This is a genomic window from Brevundimonas sp. P2_A6 (assembly GCF_056404975.1).
On sequence record NZ_JBFUCZ010000004.1, the window covers coordinates 85,861 to 101,978 of the forward strand.

A 16,118-nucleotide genomic window follows, 5' to 3' on the forward strand; every position below is an offset into this window, starting at 1 on the left:
CTTGCGTGGGGATGGGCGGCGGTCGCCTGAAACGAGACGCGAGAGGGTAGGTTGCCGGGGTCGAACCCGCAACCGGGATGAATGGGGATCGGACATATCATGCTTGCGACCAGCCTCGCGGCCGTACTGGCCGTCCTCGCCCCGATTCCGCAGACCGCCGACCTGAACCGCCAGGCCCCCCAGGCCACGCCCTATGTTTCCAGCGGGACCTATCAGCCCGGCATCCTGAGCCAGAGCGACACCGCCCTGTTCCGCCAGGGTCTGGCCGCTGCCCGCGCCCGCGACGTCATCGGCGCGCGCAACGCCATCTCCGGCATCGGTGACGGCACGGCGAGGAAACTGGTGGAATGGGCCCTGGTCGACACCTCGGCCGATCAGCTGTCCTTCACCGAACTGGCCCAGGACAAGACCGCCCTGACCGGCTGGCCGCGCGGCGAAAGCCGGATCGCGGCGGGCGAGCGGGCGCTGGGTCGCGCGGGCATGGGACCGGATGCCACCCTGGCGTATTTCGGCTCGGACAAACCCACCACGGTCGAGGGGGCGATCGCCCTGGCCGAGGCGCTGGACCAGCGCGGACAAGGTGATCAGGCCCGGCTGCTGATCCAGGAATGGTGGCAGACCCAGTCCTTCGACGACGCGAACCAGAGCCGCATCCTGGCCCGCTGGGGCTCCACCCTGACCCAGCGCGATCACGAGGCGCGGCTGAACATGCTGCTGGTCGGGCCGCACGGTCCGGCGACGCGCGCCATGGTCAATCTGGTCTCGCCCGAGCGCCAGACCGTCGCCAACGCCGTAATGTCGCTGCGCAGCGCCTATGGCGGCGATTCCATCGTCGCCAACCTGTCGCCGTCGCAGGCGATGGACCCCAACGTGGTGCTGGAGCGGGTGCGCATCCTGCGCGCGGCCGGTCGCCAGACCGAGGGCTTTCCCCTGCTGTCGGCCCTGCCCCCTTCGCCGCTGAACACCGATGCCCTGGCCACCCTGTGGTCCGAGCGTCGCAACTATTTCCTCGACGCGCTGGAACGCCGGGAATGGCGCGCGGCCTATGACGCCATGGCCGGCCACGGCTTCCCGTCGGGTGAGAAAAAGGTCGATGCGGAGTTCTTCGCCGGCTGGGTCGCCCTGACCAAGCTGAACGACCCCGCCACGGCCGCCCGCCATTTCGAGACGCTGCGCCAGACCTCCAACACCCCGATCACCCAAGGACGTGCCCTCTATTGGCTGGGTCGCGCGGCCGAGGCTCGCGGCGATCAGGCGGGTGCCCAGGCCTTCTATCAGGGCGGTGCCCGTCACATTCAGACCTTCTATGGCCAGCTAGCTGCAGAGAAGGCCGGCATGACGACGCTGACCCTGCCGGCCGATCCGGTCATCACCCAGAACGACGCCGCCGCCTTCGGAGCCAACGAGGTCGTCCGCGCCGCCCGCATCCTGGGCGAGACGGGCGAGATGAGCCTGTTCCGCGTATTCGCCTATCAGTTGGACGACACCCTGCCCGGCATCACCGACCTGGCCCAGTTGATGGACATGTCGCGCGGCTATGGCGACGGGTTCGGGGCCATGATGGTCGGCCGCACCGCCAGCCAGCGCGGCTTCCTGATGCCCGAGCGCCAGTACCCGATCCGTATCCCGCCGGTCGTCGCCGGGGCCGCGCCGCTGGAGTTCACGCTGGCCATCACGCGCCAGGAATCCAGCTTCGACCCCCGCGCCCGCTCGGCCGCCGATGCGCGTGGCATGATGCAGTTCCTGCCATCGACAGCGTCGGGCGTCGCGCGCCGTCTGGGCATGTCCTATTCGGCTGAACGCCTGTGGGATCCCGACTACAACATGACCCTGGGCAGCTATCACCTGGGTGAACTGATGAGCCAGTTCTCGGGCTCCATGCTGCTGACCACCGTCGGATACAACGCCGGGCCGGCCCGCCCGCCGCAGTGGACGGCCCGGTGCGGCGATCCCCGGGGCGGTGTCGCCGGTGGCGGCGTCGATCCGACCGACTTCATCGAATGCGCGCCCTTCACCGAGACGCGCAACTACATGATGCGGGTCATGGAAAACATGTCGGTCTACAAGGCCCGGCTGAACGGCGGCTCCGCCCCGCTGACCCTCTCACGCGACATCGCGGCGGGTTACAACGGCCCGCGACCGTATCAGTGAGCCGGTATCAGTGAGCGGCGCGGCGGGCTGACAGTATCGGCCCGTCCGGCGTGTCCAGCCAAGCTCCGTCGAGACCGAACACGTCGGCCAGCACAGTGGCGGACAGGGCCTGTTTCGGCGGTCCATCCGCCGCGACCCGCCCCGCGTCCAGGACCACGACCCGGTCGGCATAGCGCGCCGCCAGCGACAGGTCGTGCAGGCTGACGATCACCGCCTGCCCCGCCGTCGCCCGCGCCCGCAGTCGGTCCATCAGCAGGAACTGCGCGTCGGGATCCAGTCCCGCGACCGGTTCGTCAAGCAACAGCGCCGCCGCACCCGTGGCCAGGACGCGTGCGATCAGCACTCGCGCCCGCTCTCCCCCCGACATCTCTGCCACGCCGCGTCCGGCGAGCTCGTCGGCCTGAACCTCAGCCAAGGCCTCCAGCGCCCGCGCGCGAGCCTGATCTCCATGCAGGAACGGCAGCCCCAGAGCCGCGATCTCCACCGCCGGCATGTTCCAGGCGATGCGCCGATCCTGCGGCAGGTAAGCCATGGCCTCGGCCAGTCGCCGCGCATCGAAATCAGCCAGCCCGTGACCCCGGATTGTCACCGTCCCGAACGCGATCGGCAGCAGTCCGAGCATCGCCTTCATGACGCTGGTCTTGCCCGCACCGTTCGGACCCACCAGGGCCAACAGTTCGCCCGCGTTGACCGTCAGATCGACCCCGTCCAGCACAGGTGCCCCGCCAATCTTTGCGCTGACATCCTGCAAGGCGATCATGACCGCCACTCCCTCGCCGCGCGCCAGGCGATCAGGGCGAACAGGGGCGCGCCGACCAGGGCCGTGAACACGCCCAGCTTCAGCTCCTGATCCGTCGGAATCACTCGCGCCATCAGATCGGCGACCACCAGCATCAGCCCGCCCGCCAAGGCGGACGGCAGCAGCAGCCTAGCCGGGTCCCCTCGAACAGCACCCCGCACCAGATGCGGCGCAGCCAGGCCCACGAACCCGATCACGCCGGCCACGGCCACGGACGCCCCGGCCGCGACGGCGGCGGCGATCAGGGCGAGCATCTTCATCCGCCCGATGGCGAGACCCGAGGTCGCGGCGACGTCCTCGCCCAGCGCCAGCATCCGCAATCCGCCGGACGCCATCACGGCCAGTCCACTCGCGACCAGCACCGGCGGCGTGACCCAAGCAACATCGATCCAGCTGCGATTCTGCACCGATCCCAGCAGCCAGGACATCACCTCGGCCTGGGCGATCGGCGACGGCGACAGATTGAAGATCAGGGCCGTCAGCGCCCCCGCGAGGCTGGACAGCGCCACTCCGAACAGGATCAGCCCCTCCGGCGAGGTCAGCCGAGTGGCCACCGCCAGCAGCAAAAGCGCCGCAAGACCCGCACCCGCCAACGCCGAAACCTCGACCGCCCCGGGCACCGCCGCCAGTCCCAGCACGATCGCACCCGCCGCCGCCAGGGCCGCCGTCGCCGACACCCCCAGCACGCCCGGATCGGCCAGCGGGTTCCTCAGCAACCCCTGCAGCACGGCCCCGGCCAGTCCCAACGCCGCGCCGACGACCAGCGCACAGACCGCGCGCGGAGCTCGGATCTGCCACAGCACGACCGCCTCGTCGGAGCTCCACCGCGTCAGTCCGGCGGCATACTGTGCGGCATCGAACCGCGTCTCGCCCAGCGTCACGGCCAGAGCCAGCGACAGCCCGATGCCCAGCGCCAGCAGCGCGATCAACCGACCGTCCCCCGCGCGCATCACGACCCGCCTTGCCCCTTGGACAGCATCACGGCCGCATCCGCCGCGAACCACGCGGGACAGGTCAGGACCGAGGCGGGCAGTTCGGCAGCGACGTGCCCTTTTGCGGCCCGCGCGATAAGGGGATGACGCCCCACGCCGCGCCAGTCGCCCCGGACCTGATCGAAGAAGCCCAGCAGGAAGCGGCGTGGAGGCTGCAACACGATTCGTTCCACGCTGACCGCCCCGAACCCCGTCAGGGCCGCCAGATTGACGAAGCCGGCCGATCGCATGATCGCATCGATGAGCGTCCCCTTCCCGGCCGTGAACCCGCCAGACGTCAGATACAGTGCCGTTCGCTCCGGGGCTGGCGCGTGGGCGGCCTCGGCGAGCCGCGCATCCATCCGGGCGATGATCCGCTGGCCCGACGCCTCGCGATGCAGCGCCGAGGCGACCCTTCGGACATTGGCCCGAACGCCCTCCATCTCGGAGGCGTCGTCCAGGCTGACGACCGTCGCCCCGCGCCGCTCCAGCACCGCCAGCATGCGGGGCTCGCCTCCCCAGGACCGTACGACGACGTCGGGATCGACCCCGATGGCGGTCTCCAGCGTCGGTCGAACCTTCGACCGCCCCCGCGCCGCCTGGCCCATCCACGCATCCGGATCGTCCGCGCGGGGCGACAGGAACAGGTCGGCGTCCGGCGCGATCGCCAGGGCATATTGATCCGCGCATTGATCCAGCGACATCACCCGCAGCGGCCGCGCCTGCGCCGCCGTGGCGATGAGCAGGACCACGGCCGCGACGGTCGCGCTGACCCTCATGGCTTGAGCAGGCCCGCGATCAGGGCGTCGATCATCGACCGGGTCAGGGCCTCACGACCGACCCAGTCGAAATACGGCTTGGTGATCATCAGCGAGACGACCCCGTGCGCACCGGCCCAGAGGGTCTGCGCCGTCGTCTTGGGGTCTCCCCGAAGGTGACCCTGAACCGCCACGTCCGCGACCACCGCCTCGAATGCCCGGAAGAGCTCACCCCCCAGATTTTGTGCGGCCGTCTGCGCGCCGTCGCGTGCCTCGACCGGGCGGGTCAAATAGGTCAGGCGATAGGCGTTGGGGTTATCGAACCCGAACGCGACATAGGCCTCAAGCAAGCGCCGCAGCCGGACATCGGACGGGCCGGGTTCGTCCATAACGGCCTGGTTCATCGCCTGCAGGCGTGCGAACGCCGCTCGGCAAATCTCGTGGAGGATTTCCGACTTTTCGGAAAAATGCATGTAGAGGGCGGTCGACGACAGACCGACCTCGTCCGCGATCCGGCGGATGGTCGATCCCTCGTAGCCGACTTCAACGAAGATTCGCTCGGCCGCCTCCAGGATCTCCGCGCGCCGGGCATGGCCTTCGCCCTTAGGCTTGCGCGCGCGCTTGGCCGAACCGGATTGTGGCATCGTCGGCTGTTCCGGCACGCGAACGGCTCCCTCCACGGCGCGACGCCGCCGTGCTGGAATAGCGGCATTTCCATCGGCATGCCAACGCCTTGCCCGGCACCGCTTCGCCGCTTAGGAATGTTCGACAACTAGCGGGTGGGGGGCCGTGGATCCGTTGGTTCGCCGCTTTGACGAATGGGCGAGCCGCCGAAGCCTGACCGCGCCGCAGGCCGGTGTCCTGTTGGCGACGATCGTGATCGCGATGATGGGGATGCGCCTGGCCCCGTCCCTTGCCGGGGCATTGCTGATCGGTGGCGCGCAACTGGCGTTCCTGACCGTGGCCTTCTGGCGGGTCGTGCTGGTTCTAACGCCCGTGCCCGCGCCTGGAGGCTACGACAGGGGCACGGACCTTCCTCGCTACACGATTCTGGTGGCGCTGCTGGACGAGGCGGCGGTGATCGACCAGCTGGTCGAGCGCCTGTCCCAAATCGACTATCCGTCCGATCGGCTGGAAGCCTTCCTTCTGCTTGAAGCGCATGACCATGAGACGATCGACGCCGCATGGCATGCCGATCGCCCGCACTGGATGTCGATCCTAATCGTGCCGCCCGGCGATCCCCGGACCAAACCCCGGGCCCTGAATGCGGGCCTCAGCGCCGCGACGGGCGAATTGGTCACCGTCTACGATGCCGAGGACGACCCCGATCCCCTGCAGTTGCGAGAGGCCGCGGCGCGCTTCTTCGGCGACAGCACCGGCACCCTCGCCGCTCTTCAGGCGCCGTTGCGCATCCGCACCGCGAGGCGCACCCGGACGCCATTTCTGGATCGGCAGTTCGCGATCGAATATGCCAGCCTGTTCGAGGTCACGCTGCCCGCCATGAGTGGATTGGGACTGCCATTTCCGATGGGCGGGACCAGCAACCACTTCCGCGCGTCCTGGCTTCGCAGGGTCGGCGGATGGGACGCGCACAACGTCACCGAAGACGCCGATCTGGGCTTCCGGCTGTGGCGGGCCGGCGGCACCCTGGGCGTTATCCAGCGGCCGACCTATGAACCCCCGCCCGGAGGACTGGATGCCTGGCTGCCGCAGCGGACGCGGTGGCTGAAGGGCTTCATGCAGACGTGCGGGGTGCATACCCGTTCGCTGCACGGCCTGGGCTGGCGGGGCAGTTTCGCCCTGCTGATGACCGTAGGCGCATCGCTGGGGGCAGCGGCCGTGCACGCTGTGTCCCTGGCCTGGCTCGCAGCGCTGATCCTGGTGGCGGCCGCCGCGGGGCTGGAGCCCCGCGCGTCCCTGACGTCGCTGGCAGTGCTCGCCCTGGGGACCGTCGCCGCCTGGATCAGCGCATGGATCGGGGCCCGGCGAGCCAGTCTGCCCTATCGCCTTGGGGACATCGCGATGGCGCCGCTGTACTGGTCGCTACTGAGCCTCGCTTTCTTCCATGCGCTTGTGCGGCTGTTCTACGAGCCCTTCGCCTGGAACAAGACCCGGCACATGCCCGACGCCGTCGATCTGGACGTCGAAGTCGCCGCCGAGCCGTCCACGGCTGGACGCAGGGCGGCCTGACGGCATAAGGCCTGATCCATGCCCCCCGTTTTCGCCGCCGAACCCCAGACCCTGCTGACCCACGGCTGGTCCGACTATGCCCTGCTGGATTCCGGGGCCGGCAAGAAACTGGAGCGCTACGGGCCTCACACCGTCGTCCGGCCGGAGCCCCAGTGCTTCTGGAAGCCACGCCATGCGGAGGCGTTCGACCGGCCTGACGCCGTCTTCGACCCCCAGGCCCAGGACGAGGACGACGACGGCCGCTGGCGTTTCGCGGGCAAGGCGATCGACACCTTTCCCCTGTCCTGGCGCGAGGTGCGGTTCACCGGCCGGTTCACGCCCTTCCGCCACCTGGCTTTCTTTCCCGAACAGGCCGCGAACTGGGAATGGCTGGATGGGCGCGTGCGTTCTCGTTCGAGACCGAAGATCCTGAACCTGTTCGGCTACACCGGCGTGGCCAGCCTGGCCTGCGCGGCGGCGGGGGCCGAAGTCACCCACGTCGATGCCTCCAAGAAGTCCGTCGCCTGGGCGCGCGAGAACGCCGAGCTTTCCGGCCTGTCGGACCACCCCATCCGCTGGATCGTCGAGGACGCCCGGAAATGGGTCGCGCGCGAGGTCCGGCGCGGCTCGCGCTACGACGGCATCATCCTTGACCCGCCGAAATACGGGCGCGGACCGACGGGCGAGATCTGGCGGCTGTTCGAGGACATGCCCGCCCTGCTCAAGGACTGCGCCAGCCTGCTGTCCGACGATGCCGACTTCCTCTTGCTGAACGCCTATGCGGCGCGGGTCTCGGGCCTGTCGCTGGCGCATCTGATGCTGGAGGCGACGCAGGGGCGCGCAGGTCGCGTCGACTGGGGCGAACTGGCCCTGTCGGAAGACGACGCGGGTGCCCGCGCCATCGGCCTGTCCTTCTTCGCCCGATGGAGCGCGTCGTGACGGAACGCCTCGTCACCTCCCTGACCAACGACACGATCAAGGGAGTCCGAGCTCTTCACATGCGCAAGGAGCGCGAGGTCACAGGCCAGTTTCTGGCCGAGGGCCTGAAGTTCATTGGTGAGGCCCTGGATCAGGGCCGCGCGCCCCGGCTGCTGATGGTCGGCATGGAGGCGCGCCCGCATCCTCTGCTGGACCGCGCCAGGGCCGCGACGCTGGAGGCAGGCGGCGAGATCGTCACCGTCACCCACCCGATTCTGGAAAAGATCAGTCGCCGCGAGAACCCCCAGACCGTGCTGGGCGTCTTCGACCAGGCCTATGCCAGGCTCGATCAGATCAACCCGACCTCGGCCGCCTGCTGGATCGCGCTGGAGCAGGTGCGCGATCCCGGCAACCTCGGCACCATCATCCGCACAGCCGATGCGGCCGGGTGCGGCGGGGTCATCCTGATCGGAGACTGCGTCGACCCCTTTTCGGTCGAGGCGGTGCGCGCGACCATGGGCAGCGTATTCGCCGTCGCCATCGTCCGCTGCACGGCCGAAGCCTTCCTGGCCTGGCGCGCGAACTGGCCCGGCAGTGTCGTCGGCACCCGGCTGGACGCGACGGTCGGCTACCGCGACGCCGCCTACGCCTCGCCGACCCTGATCCTGATGGGCAACGAACAGGCCGGCCTGACCGACGGCCTGGCCGCCACCTGCGACGTCAACGTGAAGATCCCCATGCGTGGCCGGGCCGACAGCCTGAACCTGGCCATCGCCACCGGCATCATGGCCTATGCGGTGACCGACGCGGTCTGACGGTCAGGTGCCCCTTGGCTTGACGCGGTTGGTTGGCGGGGCCTCGGCCGGGTTCTCGGGCCAGGGATGTCGCGGATAGCGGCCGCGCATCTCGGCCCGCACGTCCTTCCACGACCCGCTCCAGAAGCCGGGAAGGTCCTTGGTCAACTGCAGCGGACGTCGCGCCGGCGACAGCAGGGCCAGGGTCAGCGGCACCCGGCCGCCGCCCACCGTGGGATGCTCGCGCACCCCGAACAGTTCCTGCACCCGAATATCCACGCGCGGCCCGCCCTGGCCCGCATAGTCGATCGCCGCCGAGCCCAGAGGCGTCACCAACCGCGCGGGCGCCAGGCTGTCGAGGTCGCGGTGCCGGTCCCAGGGCACGAGGCCAAGGAGGGCCTGGGTCAGAGCCTCATCAGGAATACCGTCCAGCGCCTGCGCCGTCTCCAGCAGCGGCCACAGCCAGGTCTCGCGCGCCTCAAGCAGGGCGTGGTCCGAAACGTCCGGCCAGCCCGCCTCCAGCCCTCTCAGAAACGCCAGGCGGTCGCGCAGGGCCGTCGCCCGCTCACTCCAACGCAAGCCCGCCAGCCCATCCTGCTCGACCTCGGCGCGCAGGGCGGCGGTGATCGCCGCGCGGTCGGCGGCTCCAACGATCCGCTCATCGACCACGATGGCCCCCAGACGGCGGATGCGTTTCACGACCCTTCGCCCCGACGGCTCGCGCACCAGCCGATCCTCCAGCGTCATCCGCGCCTCCAGCGTCGCCGGATCGAGCGGAGCCGCCAGCCGGATGCGGTCGCGGGCATCCCCGCCCCCCAGATCGGCCACGGCCAGCCACGCCTCGGCAACCAGCGGATCGGTCGCGTCCAGAAACGCGCCTCGCCCGGACGCCAGCAACACCTCGCCCGGCTTGCCCCGCGCCCGCGCGACCCGCTCGGGGAAAGCCTCGGCCAGCAGGGTGCCGACATCGATGCCCTCGCCCTTGGCCTTGCCGCCGTCCGAGGCTGCCCGCGACCAGCGGTCCGCCAGCTTGCGCGCGTCATTGGCGCGGGGGCTACGATCACGATCTAAGCCGCGCAGCCGGTCGCGCAGATCCGTGTCGTTGCCGCCCAGACCCGGCTCGCTCAGCACCGCCGCGATCCGCGCGCCCAGCATGGCCTCCCCGACGTCGGCCGCCACCACGACCAGATGCGCCAAGCGTGGCGTCAGCGGCATCCGCGTCAGCCTCTGCCCATGCGCCGTCAACCCGCCCGCACCATCCAGCGCCCCAAGCCGCGCCAGCACCGCCCGCGCCTCGGCCATCGCGCCCTTCGGCGGGGCATCCAGCAGGGCCAGCCCATCAGTGGATCGCGCGCCCCATCGCGCCAGGTCCAGCGCCAGGCCGGTCAGGTCGGCCTCGAGGATTTCCGGCCGCTGGTGCGGCACCAGACCCCGTGTCGCCTCCTCGTCCCACAGCCGATAGCAGACGCCCGGCTGGGTGCGTCCGGCCCGTCCGCGACGCTGCTCGGCCGAGGATCGGCTGACCCGCACGGTCACCAGCCGCGTCAGGCCGCTGGACGGCTCGAACCGGGGGACGCGCGACACGCCGCTGTCGACGACCACCCGCACGCCCTCGATGGTCAAACTGGTCTCGGCCACCGAGGTCGCCAGCACCACCTTGCGCCGGCCCGGCGGCGACGGCTGGATGGCCCGATCCTGAGCGTCCTTTTCCATCGCCCCGAACAGCGGCACCATATCGACGGTCGGGTCGCGCAGCCGTTCCGCGATCCGCTGTGCCGTCCGGTGGATCTCTCCCTGCCCCGGCAGGAAAGCCAGCACCGACCCCGACTGGTCCCCGAGCGCGGTCAGACAGGCCCGCGCGGTCGCGTCCTCGATCCGCTCGACCGGGTTGCGGCCCAGATAGACCGTCTGGACCGGATAGGCCCGACCCTCAGCCTCGATCACCGGCGCATCATCCAGCAGCCGGGAAATCCCCGCGATGTCCAGCGTCGCCGACATCACCAAGATCTTCAGGTCCTCGCGCAGCACCCCCTGGCTGTCCCGCGCCAGGGCCAGCCCCAGATCGGCATCCAGGCTTCGTTCGTGGAACTCGTCGAAGATCACGCAGGCCACGCCGTCCAGACCGGGGTCATCCAGGATCATCCGGGTGAAGACGCCCTCGGTGATGACCTCGACCCGGGTGTCGGGCCCGATGCGGCTCTGCAGCCGGGTGCGGTAGCCGACGACCTCCCCCGTCACCTGGCCCAGCGTCGCCGCCATCCGCTCGGCCGCCGCCCGCGCCGCCAGCCGCCGCGGCTCCAGCACCAGGATGCGTCCGTCCCCTCGCCAGGGCGCGTCCAGCAGGGCCAGGGGCACGACCGTCGTCTTGCCCGCGCCCGGCGGGGCCGCCAGCACGACGGCCGGGTGCCCGGCCAGCGCGGCCTTCAGGTCGTCCAGAACGGCATGGATCGGCAGCATCAAAAGGGCTCTAGCGGCAACGGTCGCGTTCACGAAAGCGTCGTCGCGCGGTCATGGAGAGGATACCGCGTTGCCTAAGCCCATTTCCATGGTTAGCGTCCGCGCAAACCGGCAGGGGTCCGGGATAACAGTTTGAGGGGAATTTCATGTGGCGCATTAAGTCGCTCGACGCGATTCTAGCCACGGCCGAGAAGAAGTCGCTTCATCGGTCGCTCGGCTGGTTCCAGCTGACTCTGTTCGGCATCGGCTGCGTCATCGGGACCGGGATCTTTGTTCTGACCGCCGCAGGTGCTCAGAAGGCAGGTCCTGGTCTGATGCTGGCCTTCGCCATCGCCGGAGCGATCTGCATCGTCGCCGCGATCTGCTACGCTGAAATCGCAGCCATGGTCCCGGTGGCAGGTTCTGCCTACACCTATACCTATGCTGTCATGGGGGAGGTACTGGCCTGGACGGTTGGTTGGGCCCTGATCCTCGAATATGCCGTGGCCGCATCCGCTGTTTCGGTGGGCTGGTCGGGTTACTTTACCGGGACAATCCTGAACGAGTTTTTCGGGATACATCTGCCGGCCTATCTATCGGCTGGGCCCCTGGCCCTCGGCGGTGCCGCGGGCGGTTTCATCAACCTCCCGGCCGTTGTCATCGCACTGCTGATCACGGGTCTGCTCGTCTTGGGCACCAGCGAAAGCGCCAAGGTCAACGCCGTGTTGGTGGCCATCAAGGTCGTGGCCCTGACCGCCTTCATCGGGCTGACGCTGACATCGCCGCAATTCAGCATGGAAAAGTTCAACCCCTTCCTGCCTGCCGGCGTATTCGGCGGGTTCGGCACGGGTGTCGGGGCCGTCGGCGCGGCGGCCACGATCTTCTTTGCCTATGTCGGCTTCGACGCTGTTTCGACGGCGGCCGAGGAAACCAAGAACCCCCAGCGCAACGTGCCGATCGGTCTGATCGCCTCGCTGCTGTTCTGCACCGTGTTCTACATTTTGGTGGCGGCGGGCGCGATCGGGACCATCGGTGGACAGCCCATCATGGGCCCCAACGGCATCCCCTTCCCGGCTGGATCTGAAGAACTCGCGCGCCAATGTGCGTTGGCCGTCCATGCCGACGCCCTGGTCTGCTCCAACGAGGCACTTGCCCACGTTCTTCGCAACATCGGCTTCAGCTGGGTTGGCAATGCGCTCGGCGTTGCCGCATTCCTGGCGCTGCCCTCCGTGATCCTGGTTCTGATCTTCGGCCAGACGCGCATCTTCTTCGTGATGAGCCGCGACGGGCTGTTGCCCGACGTCCTCAGCAAGGTGCACCCGAAATGGAAGACGCCGTATATCGTCACCATCGTCACCGGTGCCGCTGTTGCCTTTGCCGCCGCTTTTCTTCCGGTCGGTCAACTCGCGGACATCGCAAACGCAGGCACGCTCTACGCCTTCATGATGGTGGCGCTGGCCGTGCTGCTGCTGCGCAAGAAGGAGCCCAACCGGCACCGGCCGTTCAAAGCTCCTTTGATCTGGATCATTGCGCCCGCAACGATCCTGGGATGCGTCTTCCTGTTCTTCAACCTGCCGACTGCCGCCATGCTGGTGCTGCCCGTCTGGGGTGCCGTCGGGATGGTGATCTATGTCCTGTACAGCCGTAAGCACAGCCACTTCGCCCGCAGCATGACCGAAGTGCATGAGAACGACGCCGACATCCCACCGACGCCAGGCACGACCTGAAATCTGGGAACGATAAGAAAAGGCCCGGGAGCGATCCCGGGCCTTTTGCTTGTCAAGCGCTCAAGCAGCGAGGCTTCGCGAGCCGAGCGTTAGCGCCTATCGAGCGTGTTGGTGCGGATGAGAGGACTCGAACCTCCACATCTTGCGATGCCAGAACCTAAATCTGGTGCGTCTACCAGTTTCGCCACATCCGCACTGGCCGAGCGGTTTAGGGGCAAGCGATCGCGGCGACAACCGTGCAATCGGAAACGCCGCCTTAACCTTGATCGACCACGGTCCGGTATCGTTGTCCGGGGCCCCTGCCATGTCGTCCATGAGTGATCGTCCGATCCTCATCAAGAAGGTCAAGAAGGTCGTCGGCGGTGGGCACCACGGCGGCGCCTGGAAGGTCGCCTATGCGGACTTCGTGACCGCGATGATGGCCTTCTTCCTGTTGATGTGGCTGATCAACACCACCGACCCCGAACAGAAGCGCGGCATCGCGGAATATTTCGCCCCCGCCAGCGTGTCTCAGACGACCTCCGGCTCCGGCGGCATACTGGGCGGCACCTCGCTGGGCGAGGACGGCTCCAAGAGCTCCGGCTCCATGTCCGTGCTTCAGGAACAGGCCCCCGAGGCCCCCCAGGACGCGCCCGAGGAGGTCGGCACCAACGCCAATCTGGCCGCCGCCTCCGAAGAGGAACTGCGCGACGAGATCGCGGCGCGAGAGGCCGCCGAGTTCGCCTCCGCCGCCGAATCCCTGCGCCAGGCCATGCAGCGGCTGCCCGAACTGGCCGAGCTGTCGAAGCAGCTGATCATCGACCAGACGCCCGAGGGCCTGCGCATCCAGCTGGTCGATCAGGAAGGCCGCTCGATGTTCGATCAGAACTCGGCCCGACCCAACGCCCGCGCCCAGGTCCTGCTGCGCGCCATCGCCGGCATCATCAACCGCCTGCCCAACCGTATCTCGATCTCGGGCCATACCTCGGCCGTCGCCGGATCAGGCCGCGCCTCCAGTCCGGGCGACTGGCCGCTGTCGGCGTCGCGCGCCGATGCGTCGCGCCAGATCCTGCAATCCGCCGGCGTCGATGCCGACCGGGTGTACTCCGTGGCGGGCAAGGCCGGGTCCGATCCTCTGTACCCTGACGATCCCTCTCTCGCCGGAAATCGTCGTATCGCCATCGTCCTGTTGCGCGAGGCGCCGGTCCTGCCCACCGACACCAGCCTGTGACGAACGCGCGGCCGGTCACGTCCGGCGCGAACGGTCTTGCGGCGCAGGCCGGAATGACGCCAAATCAGCAGATGACGCCTCGCCTGCCCTCTCAGTCAGTCCACCCGAGCCGGGTGCCGTGACATGACGCAGCACGTTCCGACACGTCAGCTTCGCTTTTTCATGACGGCGGTCGCGCCCTGCCCCTATCTGCCGGGCATGACGGAGCGAAAGGTCTTCGCGAACCTGCCCTTCAGTGACGGTGCTCACGTCAACGACGAACTGACCCACGCCGGTTTCCGCCGCAGTCAGAACATCGCCTATCGCCCGGCCTGCGAGGGGTGCGACGCCTGCATCTCCGTCCGCCTGCCGGTGCCGGCGTTCGAGCCCTCGCGCGGGCACCGCAAGATTTTGGGCCGCAACGCCGACCTGTCGCGCGACTTGGTCGAGGCCGAGGCGACGCAGGAGCAGTTCGCCCTGCTGAAACGCTATCTGGAAACGCGTCATCCCGGCGGCGGCATGACCGACATGACCTGGCCGGACTATATCGCCATGGTCGAGGACACGGCGGTGCGCACGCATTTGATCGAATACCGCCTGCCCAGCGATGACGAGGGTCCGGGCGATCTGGTCGCCGTCACCCTGTGCGACCTGCTCTCGGACGGGCTGTCGATGGTCTACAGCTTCTTCGACCCGGCCCTGACTCGGCGGTCGCTGGGCGTCTTCGCCATCCTGGACCACATCCGTCAGGCCGCGACCGTGCGCCTGCCCTATGTCTATCTCGGCTACTGGGTCGAGGGCTCGCCCAAGATGGACTACAAGGCCCAGTTCCGGCCGATGGAGGTCCTGAAGCCTCTCGGCTGGACCCGCATCGACTGAACCGGTGTTGGCCGCCTACTTCAGCAGCATGCCGTCGCCATAGTAGGACGCCTGGTCGCCCAGCAGTTCCTCGATGCGCAGCAGCTGGTTGTACTTCGCCGTCCGGTCAGACCGGGCCAGCGAGCCCGTCTTGATCTGTCCGCAGTTGGTGGCCACGGCCAGGTCGGCGATGGTCGAATCCTCGGTCTCGCCCGAGCGGTGGCTCATGACGGCGGTATAGCCCGCGCGGTGGGCCATATCGACGGCGTCCAGGGTCTCCGACAGGGTGCCGATCTGGTTGACCTTGATCAGGATGGAGTTCGCCAGGCCCTCGCCGATGCCGGCCGCCAGACGCGCCGGATTGGTCACGAACAGGTCGTCGCCCACGATCTGCACCCGCTCGCCAAGGGCATCGGTCAGCAGCTTCCAGCCGTCGAAGTCATCCTCGGCGCAACCGTCCTCGATCGAGACGATGGGGAAGCGTTCGCACAGGTCGGCCAGATAGGCGACCATGCCCTCGCCATCCAGGATCTTGCCCTCGCCGGCCATGTTGTAGGCCCCGTCCTTGAAGAACTCGGTCGCCGCGACGTCCAGGCCCAGGTGGAAATCCTCACCCGCCAGATAGCCGGCCGCCTGCCCCGCCTTGGTAATAAAGCTCAGCGCCTCCTCGGCCGAGGCCAGGTTGGGCGCGAAGCCCCCTTCGTCGCCGACGTTGGTGTTGTGGCCGGCGTCCTTCAGCTGCTTCTTCAGGGCGTGGAAGATTTCCGAGCCCATCCGCAGGCCCTCGGAAAAGCTCTCGGCCCCGGTCGGCAGGATCATGAACTCCTGAATGTCGATCGGATTGTCGGCATGGGCCCCGCCGTTGATGATGTTCATCATGGGCGTCGGCAGCACGCGCGCCGAGATGCCGCCGACATAGCGGAACAGCGGCAGGCCAACCGAGATGGCGCTGGCCTTGGCCACCGCCAGCGACACGCCCAGGATGGCATTAGCCCCCAGCCGACCCTTGTTCTCGGTGCCGTCCAGGGTGATCAGCGCCTCGTCGATGCGGCGCTGGTCCTCGGCGTCCATGCCGGACAGGGCGTCGAAGATTTCGCCGTTGACGGCGTCAACCGCGTTCTGCACGCCCTTGCCGCCCCAGCGATCCTTGTCGCCGTCCCGCAGCTCGACGGCCTCGTGCGCGCCGGTGGAGGCCCCCGACGGCACAGCGGCGCGGCCGAAGCTGCCGTCATCCAGCACCACATCGACCTCGACCGTGGGGTTGCCCCGGCTGTCCAGGATCTGGCGGGCGACGATGTCGGCGATGTCGGTCATGGCGGGGCCTTCGCGGATGCAGTGGAGATGGCCG

The 16,118-nt window shown here is 68.5% G+C and carries 13 protein-coding genes and 1 tRNA gene; 7 read left to right on the plus strand and 7 right to left on the minus strand.

Annotated features, from left to right (window positions below):
* Positions 1-99: 99 nt before the first annotated feature.
* The gene (locus AC1DW4_RS11335) at positions 100-2,151 is read left to right on the plus strand and encodes a lytic transglycosylase domain-containing protein (protein ID WP_477017370.1); all 2,052 of its coding nucleotides are present in this window, start codon (positions 100-102) and stop codon (positions 2,149-2,151) included.
* Between the two features lie 7 nt (positions 2,152-2,158).
* Here the strand turns inward: AC1DW4_RS11335 and AC1DW4_RS11340 are convergent, their stop codons facing one another.
* From AC1DW4_RS11340 to AC1DW4_RS11355, 4 genes are read right to left on the minus strand one after another with little or no spacing between them, the layout of a single operon-like run.
* Positions 2,159-2,911, minus strand: coding sequence for an ABC transporter ATP-binding protein (locus tag AC1DW4_RS11340; protein ID WP_477017371.1), 753 nt, complete (start codon positions 2,909-2,911; stop codon positions 2,159-2,161).
* On the minus strand, positions 2,908-3,900 hold the full coding sequence (locus AC1DW4_RS11345; protein WP_477017372.1) for a FecCD family ABC transporter permease: 993 nt from the start codon (positions 3,898-3,900) through the stop codon (positions 2,908-2,910). The genes AC1DW4_RS11340 and AC1DW4_RS11345 overlap by 4 nt, the downstream gene beginning before the upstream one ends.
* Positions 3,900-4,700 (minus strand): ABC transporter substrate-binding protein, encoded by an 801-nt coding sequence (locus AC1DW4_RS11350; protein ID WP_477017373.1) that lies wholly within the window; start codon positions 4,698-4,700, stop codon positions 3,900-3,902. The genes AC1DW4_RS11345 and AC1DW4_RS11350 overlap by 1 nt, the downstream gene beginning before the upstream one ends.
* Positions 4,697-5,323, minus strand: coding sequence for a TetR/AcrR family transcriptional regulator (locus AC1DW4_RS11355; protein WP_477017374.1), 627 nt, complete (start codon positions 5,321-5,323; stop codon positions 4,697-4,699). The genes AC1DW4_RS11350 and AC1DW4_RS11355 overlap by 4 nt, the downstream gene beginning before the upstream one ends.
* A gap of 145 nt (positions 5,324-5,468) precedes the next feature.
* Here AC1DW4_RS11355 and AC1DW4_RS11360 point away from each other — a divergent pair, with 145 nt between their 5' ends.
* Genes AC1DW4_RS11360 through AC1DW4_RS11370 form a run of 3 tightly spaced genes read left to right on the plus strand, consistent with a single transcriptional unit; the run spans position 5,469 to position 8,581 of the window.
* Positions 5,469-6,869: a glycosyltransferase family 2 protein gene (locus AC1DW4_RS11360; protein ID WP_477017375.1), complete on the plus strand. Its 1,401-nt coding sequence runs from the start codon at positions 5,469-5,471 to the stop codon at positions 6,867-6,869.
* An 18-nt stretch (positions 6,870-6,887) separates the two neighbouring features.
* Positions 6,888-7,787 carry a class I SAM-dependent methyltransferase gene (locus tag AC1DW4_RS11365; protein ID WP_477017376.1) on the plus strand — a complete coding sequence of 300 codons (900 nt, stop codon included), beginning with the start codon at positions 6,888-6,890 and terminating at the stop codon, positions 7,785-7,787.
* Positions 7,784-8,581: a TrmH family RNA methyltransferase gene (locus AC1DW4_RS11370; RefSeq protein WP_477017377.1), complete on the plus strand. Its 798-nt coding sequence runs from the start codon at positions 7,784-7,786 to the stop codon at positions 8,579-8,581. The genes AC1DW4_RS11365 and AC1DW4_RS11370 overlap by 4 nt, the downstream gene beginning before the upstream one ends.
* A gap of 3 nt (positions 8,582-8,584) precedes the next feature.
* Here AC1DW4_RS11370 and hrpB read toward each other — a convergent pair whose 3' ends face one another.
* On the minus strand, positions 8,585-11,017 hold the full coding sequence (gene hrpB / locus AC1DW4_RS11375; RefSeq protein ID WP_477017378.1) for an ATP-dependent helicase HrpB: 2,433 nt from the start codon (positions 11,015-11,017) through the stop codon (positions 8,585-8,587).
* A 146-nt stretch (positions 11,018-11,163) separates the two neighbouring features.
* Here hrpB and AC1DW4_RS11380 point away from each other — a divergent pair, with 146 nt between their 5' ends.
* Positions 11,164-12,723 (plus strand): amino acid permease, encoded by a 1,560-nt coding sequence (locus AC1DW4_RS11380; protein ID WP_477017379.1) that lies wholly within the window; start codon positions 11,164-11,166, stop codon positions 12,721-12,723.
* A 109-nt stretch (positions 12,724-12,832) separates the two neighbouring features.
* On the opposite strand, the gene AC1DW4_RS11385 is transcribed toward AC1DW4_RS11380, so the two are convergent.
* Positions 12,833-12,917, minus strand: a tRNA-Leu gene (locus tag AC1DW4_RS11385).
* Between the two features lie 119 nt (positions 12,918-13,036).
* Here AC1DW4_RS11385 and AC1DW4_RS11390 point away from each other — a divergent pair.
* Together AC1DW4_RS11390 and AC1DW4_RS11395 are read left to right on the plus strand one after the other, a co-directional pair.
* Complete coding sequence (locus tag AC1DW4_RS11390; protein ID WP_477017541.1) at positions 13,037-13,933, plus strand: flagellar motor protein MotB; 897 nt, start codon at positions 13,037-13,039, stop codon at positions 13,931-13,933.
* Between the two features lie 123 nt (positions 13,934-14,056).
* Complete coding sequence (locus AC1DW4_RS11395; RefSeq protein ID WP_477017380.1) at positions 14,057-14,791, plus strand: arginyltransferase; 735 nt, start codon at positions 14,057-14,059, stop codon at positions 14,789-14,791.
* Positions 14,792-14,806: 15 nt separating this feature from the next.
* Here AC1DW4_RS11395 and eno read toward each other — a convergent pair whose 3' ends face one another.
* Positions 14,807-16,084, minus strand: coding sequence for a phosphopyruvate hydratase (eno, locus tag AC1DW4_RS11400; RefSeq protein ID WP_477017381.1), 1,278 nt, complete (start codon positions 16,082-16,084; stop codon positions 14,807-14,809).
* Between the last annotated feature and the right edge of the window lie 34 nt (positions 16,085-16,118).

Coding starts and splice junctions, on each gene's coding strand:
- AC1DW4_RS11335 (WP_477017370.1), top strand. CDS start 100: ATGCTTGCGACCAGCCTCGCGGCCGTACTGGCCGTCCTCGCCCCGATT.
- AC1DW4_RS11340 (WP_477017371.1), bottom strand. CDS start 2,911: ATGATCGCCTTGCAGGATGTCAGCGCAAAGATTGGCGGGGCACCTGTG.
- AC1DW4_RS11345 (WP_477017372.1), bottom strand. CDS start 3,900: ATGCGCGCGGGGGACGGTCGGTTGATCGCGCTGCTGGCGCTGGGCATC.
- AC1DW4_RS11350 (WP_477017373.1), bottom strand. CDS start 4,700: ATGAGGGTCAGCGCGACCGTCGCGGCCGTGGTCCTGCTCATCGCCACG.
- AC1DW4_RS11355 (WP_477017374.1), bottom strand. CDS start 5,323: ATGCCACAATCCGGTTCGGCCAAGCGCGCGCGCAAGCCTAAGGGCGAA.
- AC1DW4_RS11365 (WP_477017376.1), top strand. CDS start 6,888: ATGCCCCCCGTTTTCGCCGCCGAACCCCAGACCCTGCTGACCCACGGC.
- hrpB (WP_477017378.1), bottom strand. CDS start 11,017: ATGCTGCCGATCCATGCCGTTCTGGACGACCTGAAGGCCGCGCTGGCC.
- AC1DW4_RS11380 (WP_477017379.1), top strand. CDS start 11,164: ATGTGGCGCATTAAGTCGCTCGACGCGATTCTAGCCACGGCCGAGAAG.
- AC1DW4_RS11390 (WP_477017541.1), top strand. CDS start 13,037: ATGAGTGATCGTCCGATCCTCATCAAGAAGGTCAAGAAGGTCGTCGGC.
- AC1DW4_RS11395 (WP_477017380.1), top strand. CDS start 14,057: ATGACGCAGCACGTTCCGACACGTCAGCTTCGCTTTTTCATGACGGCG.
- eno (WP_477017381.1), bottom strand. CDS start 16,084: ATGACCGACATCGCCGACATCGTCGCCCGCCAGATCCTGGACAGCCGG.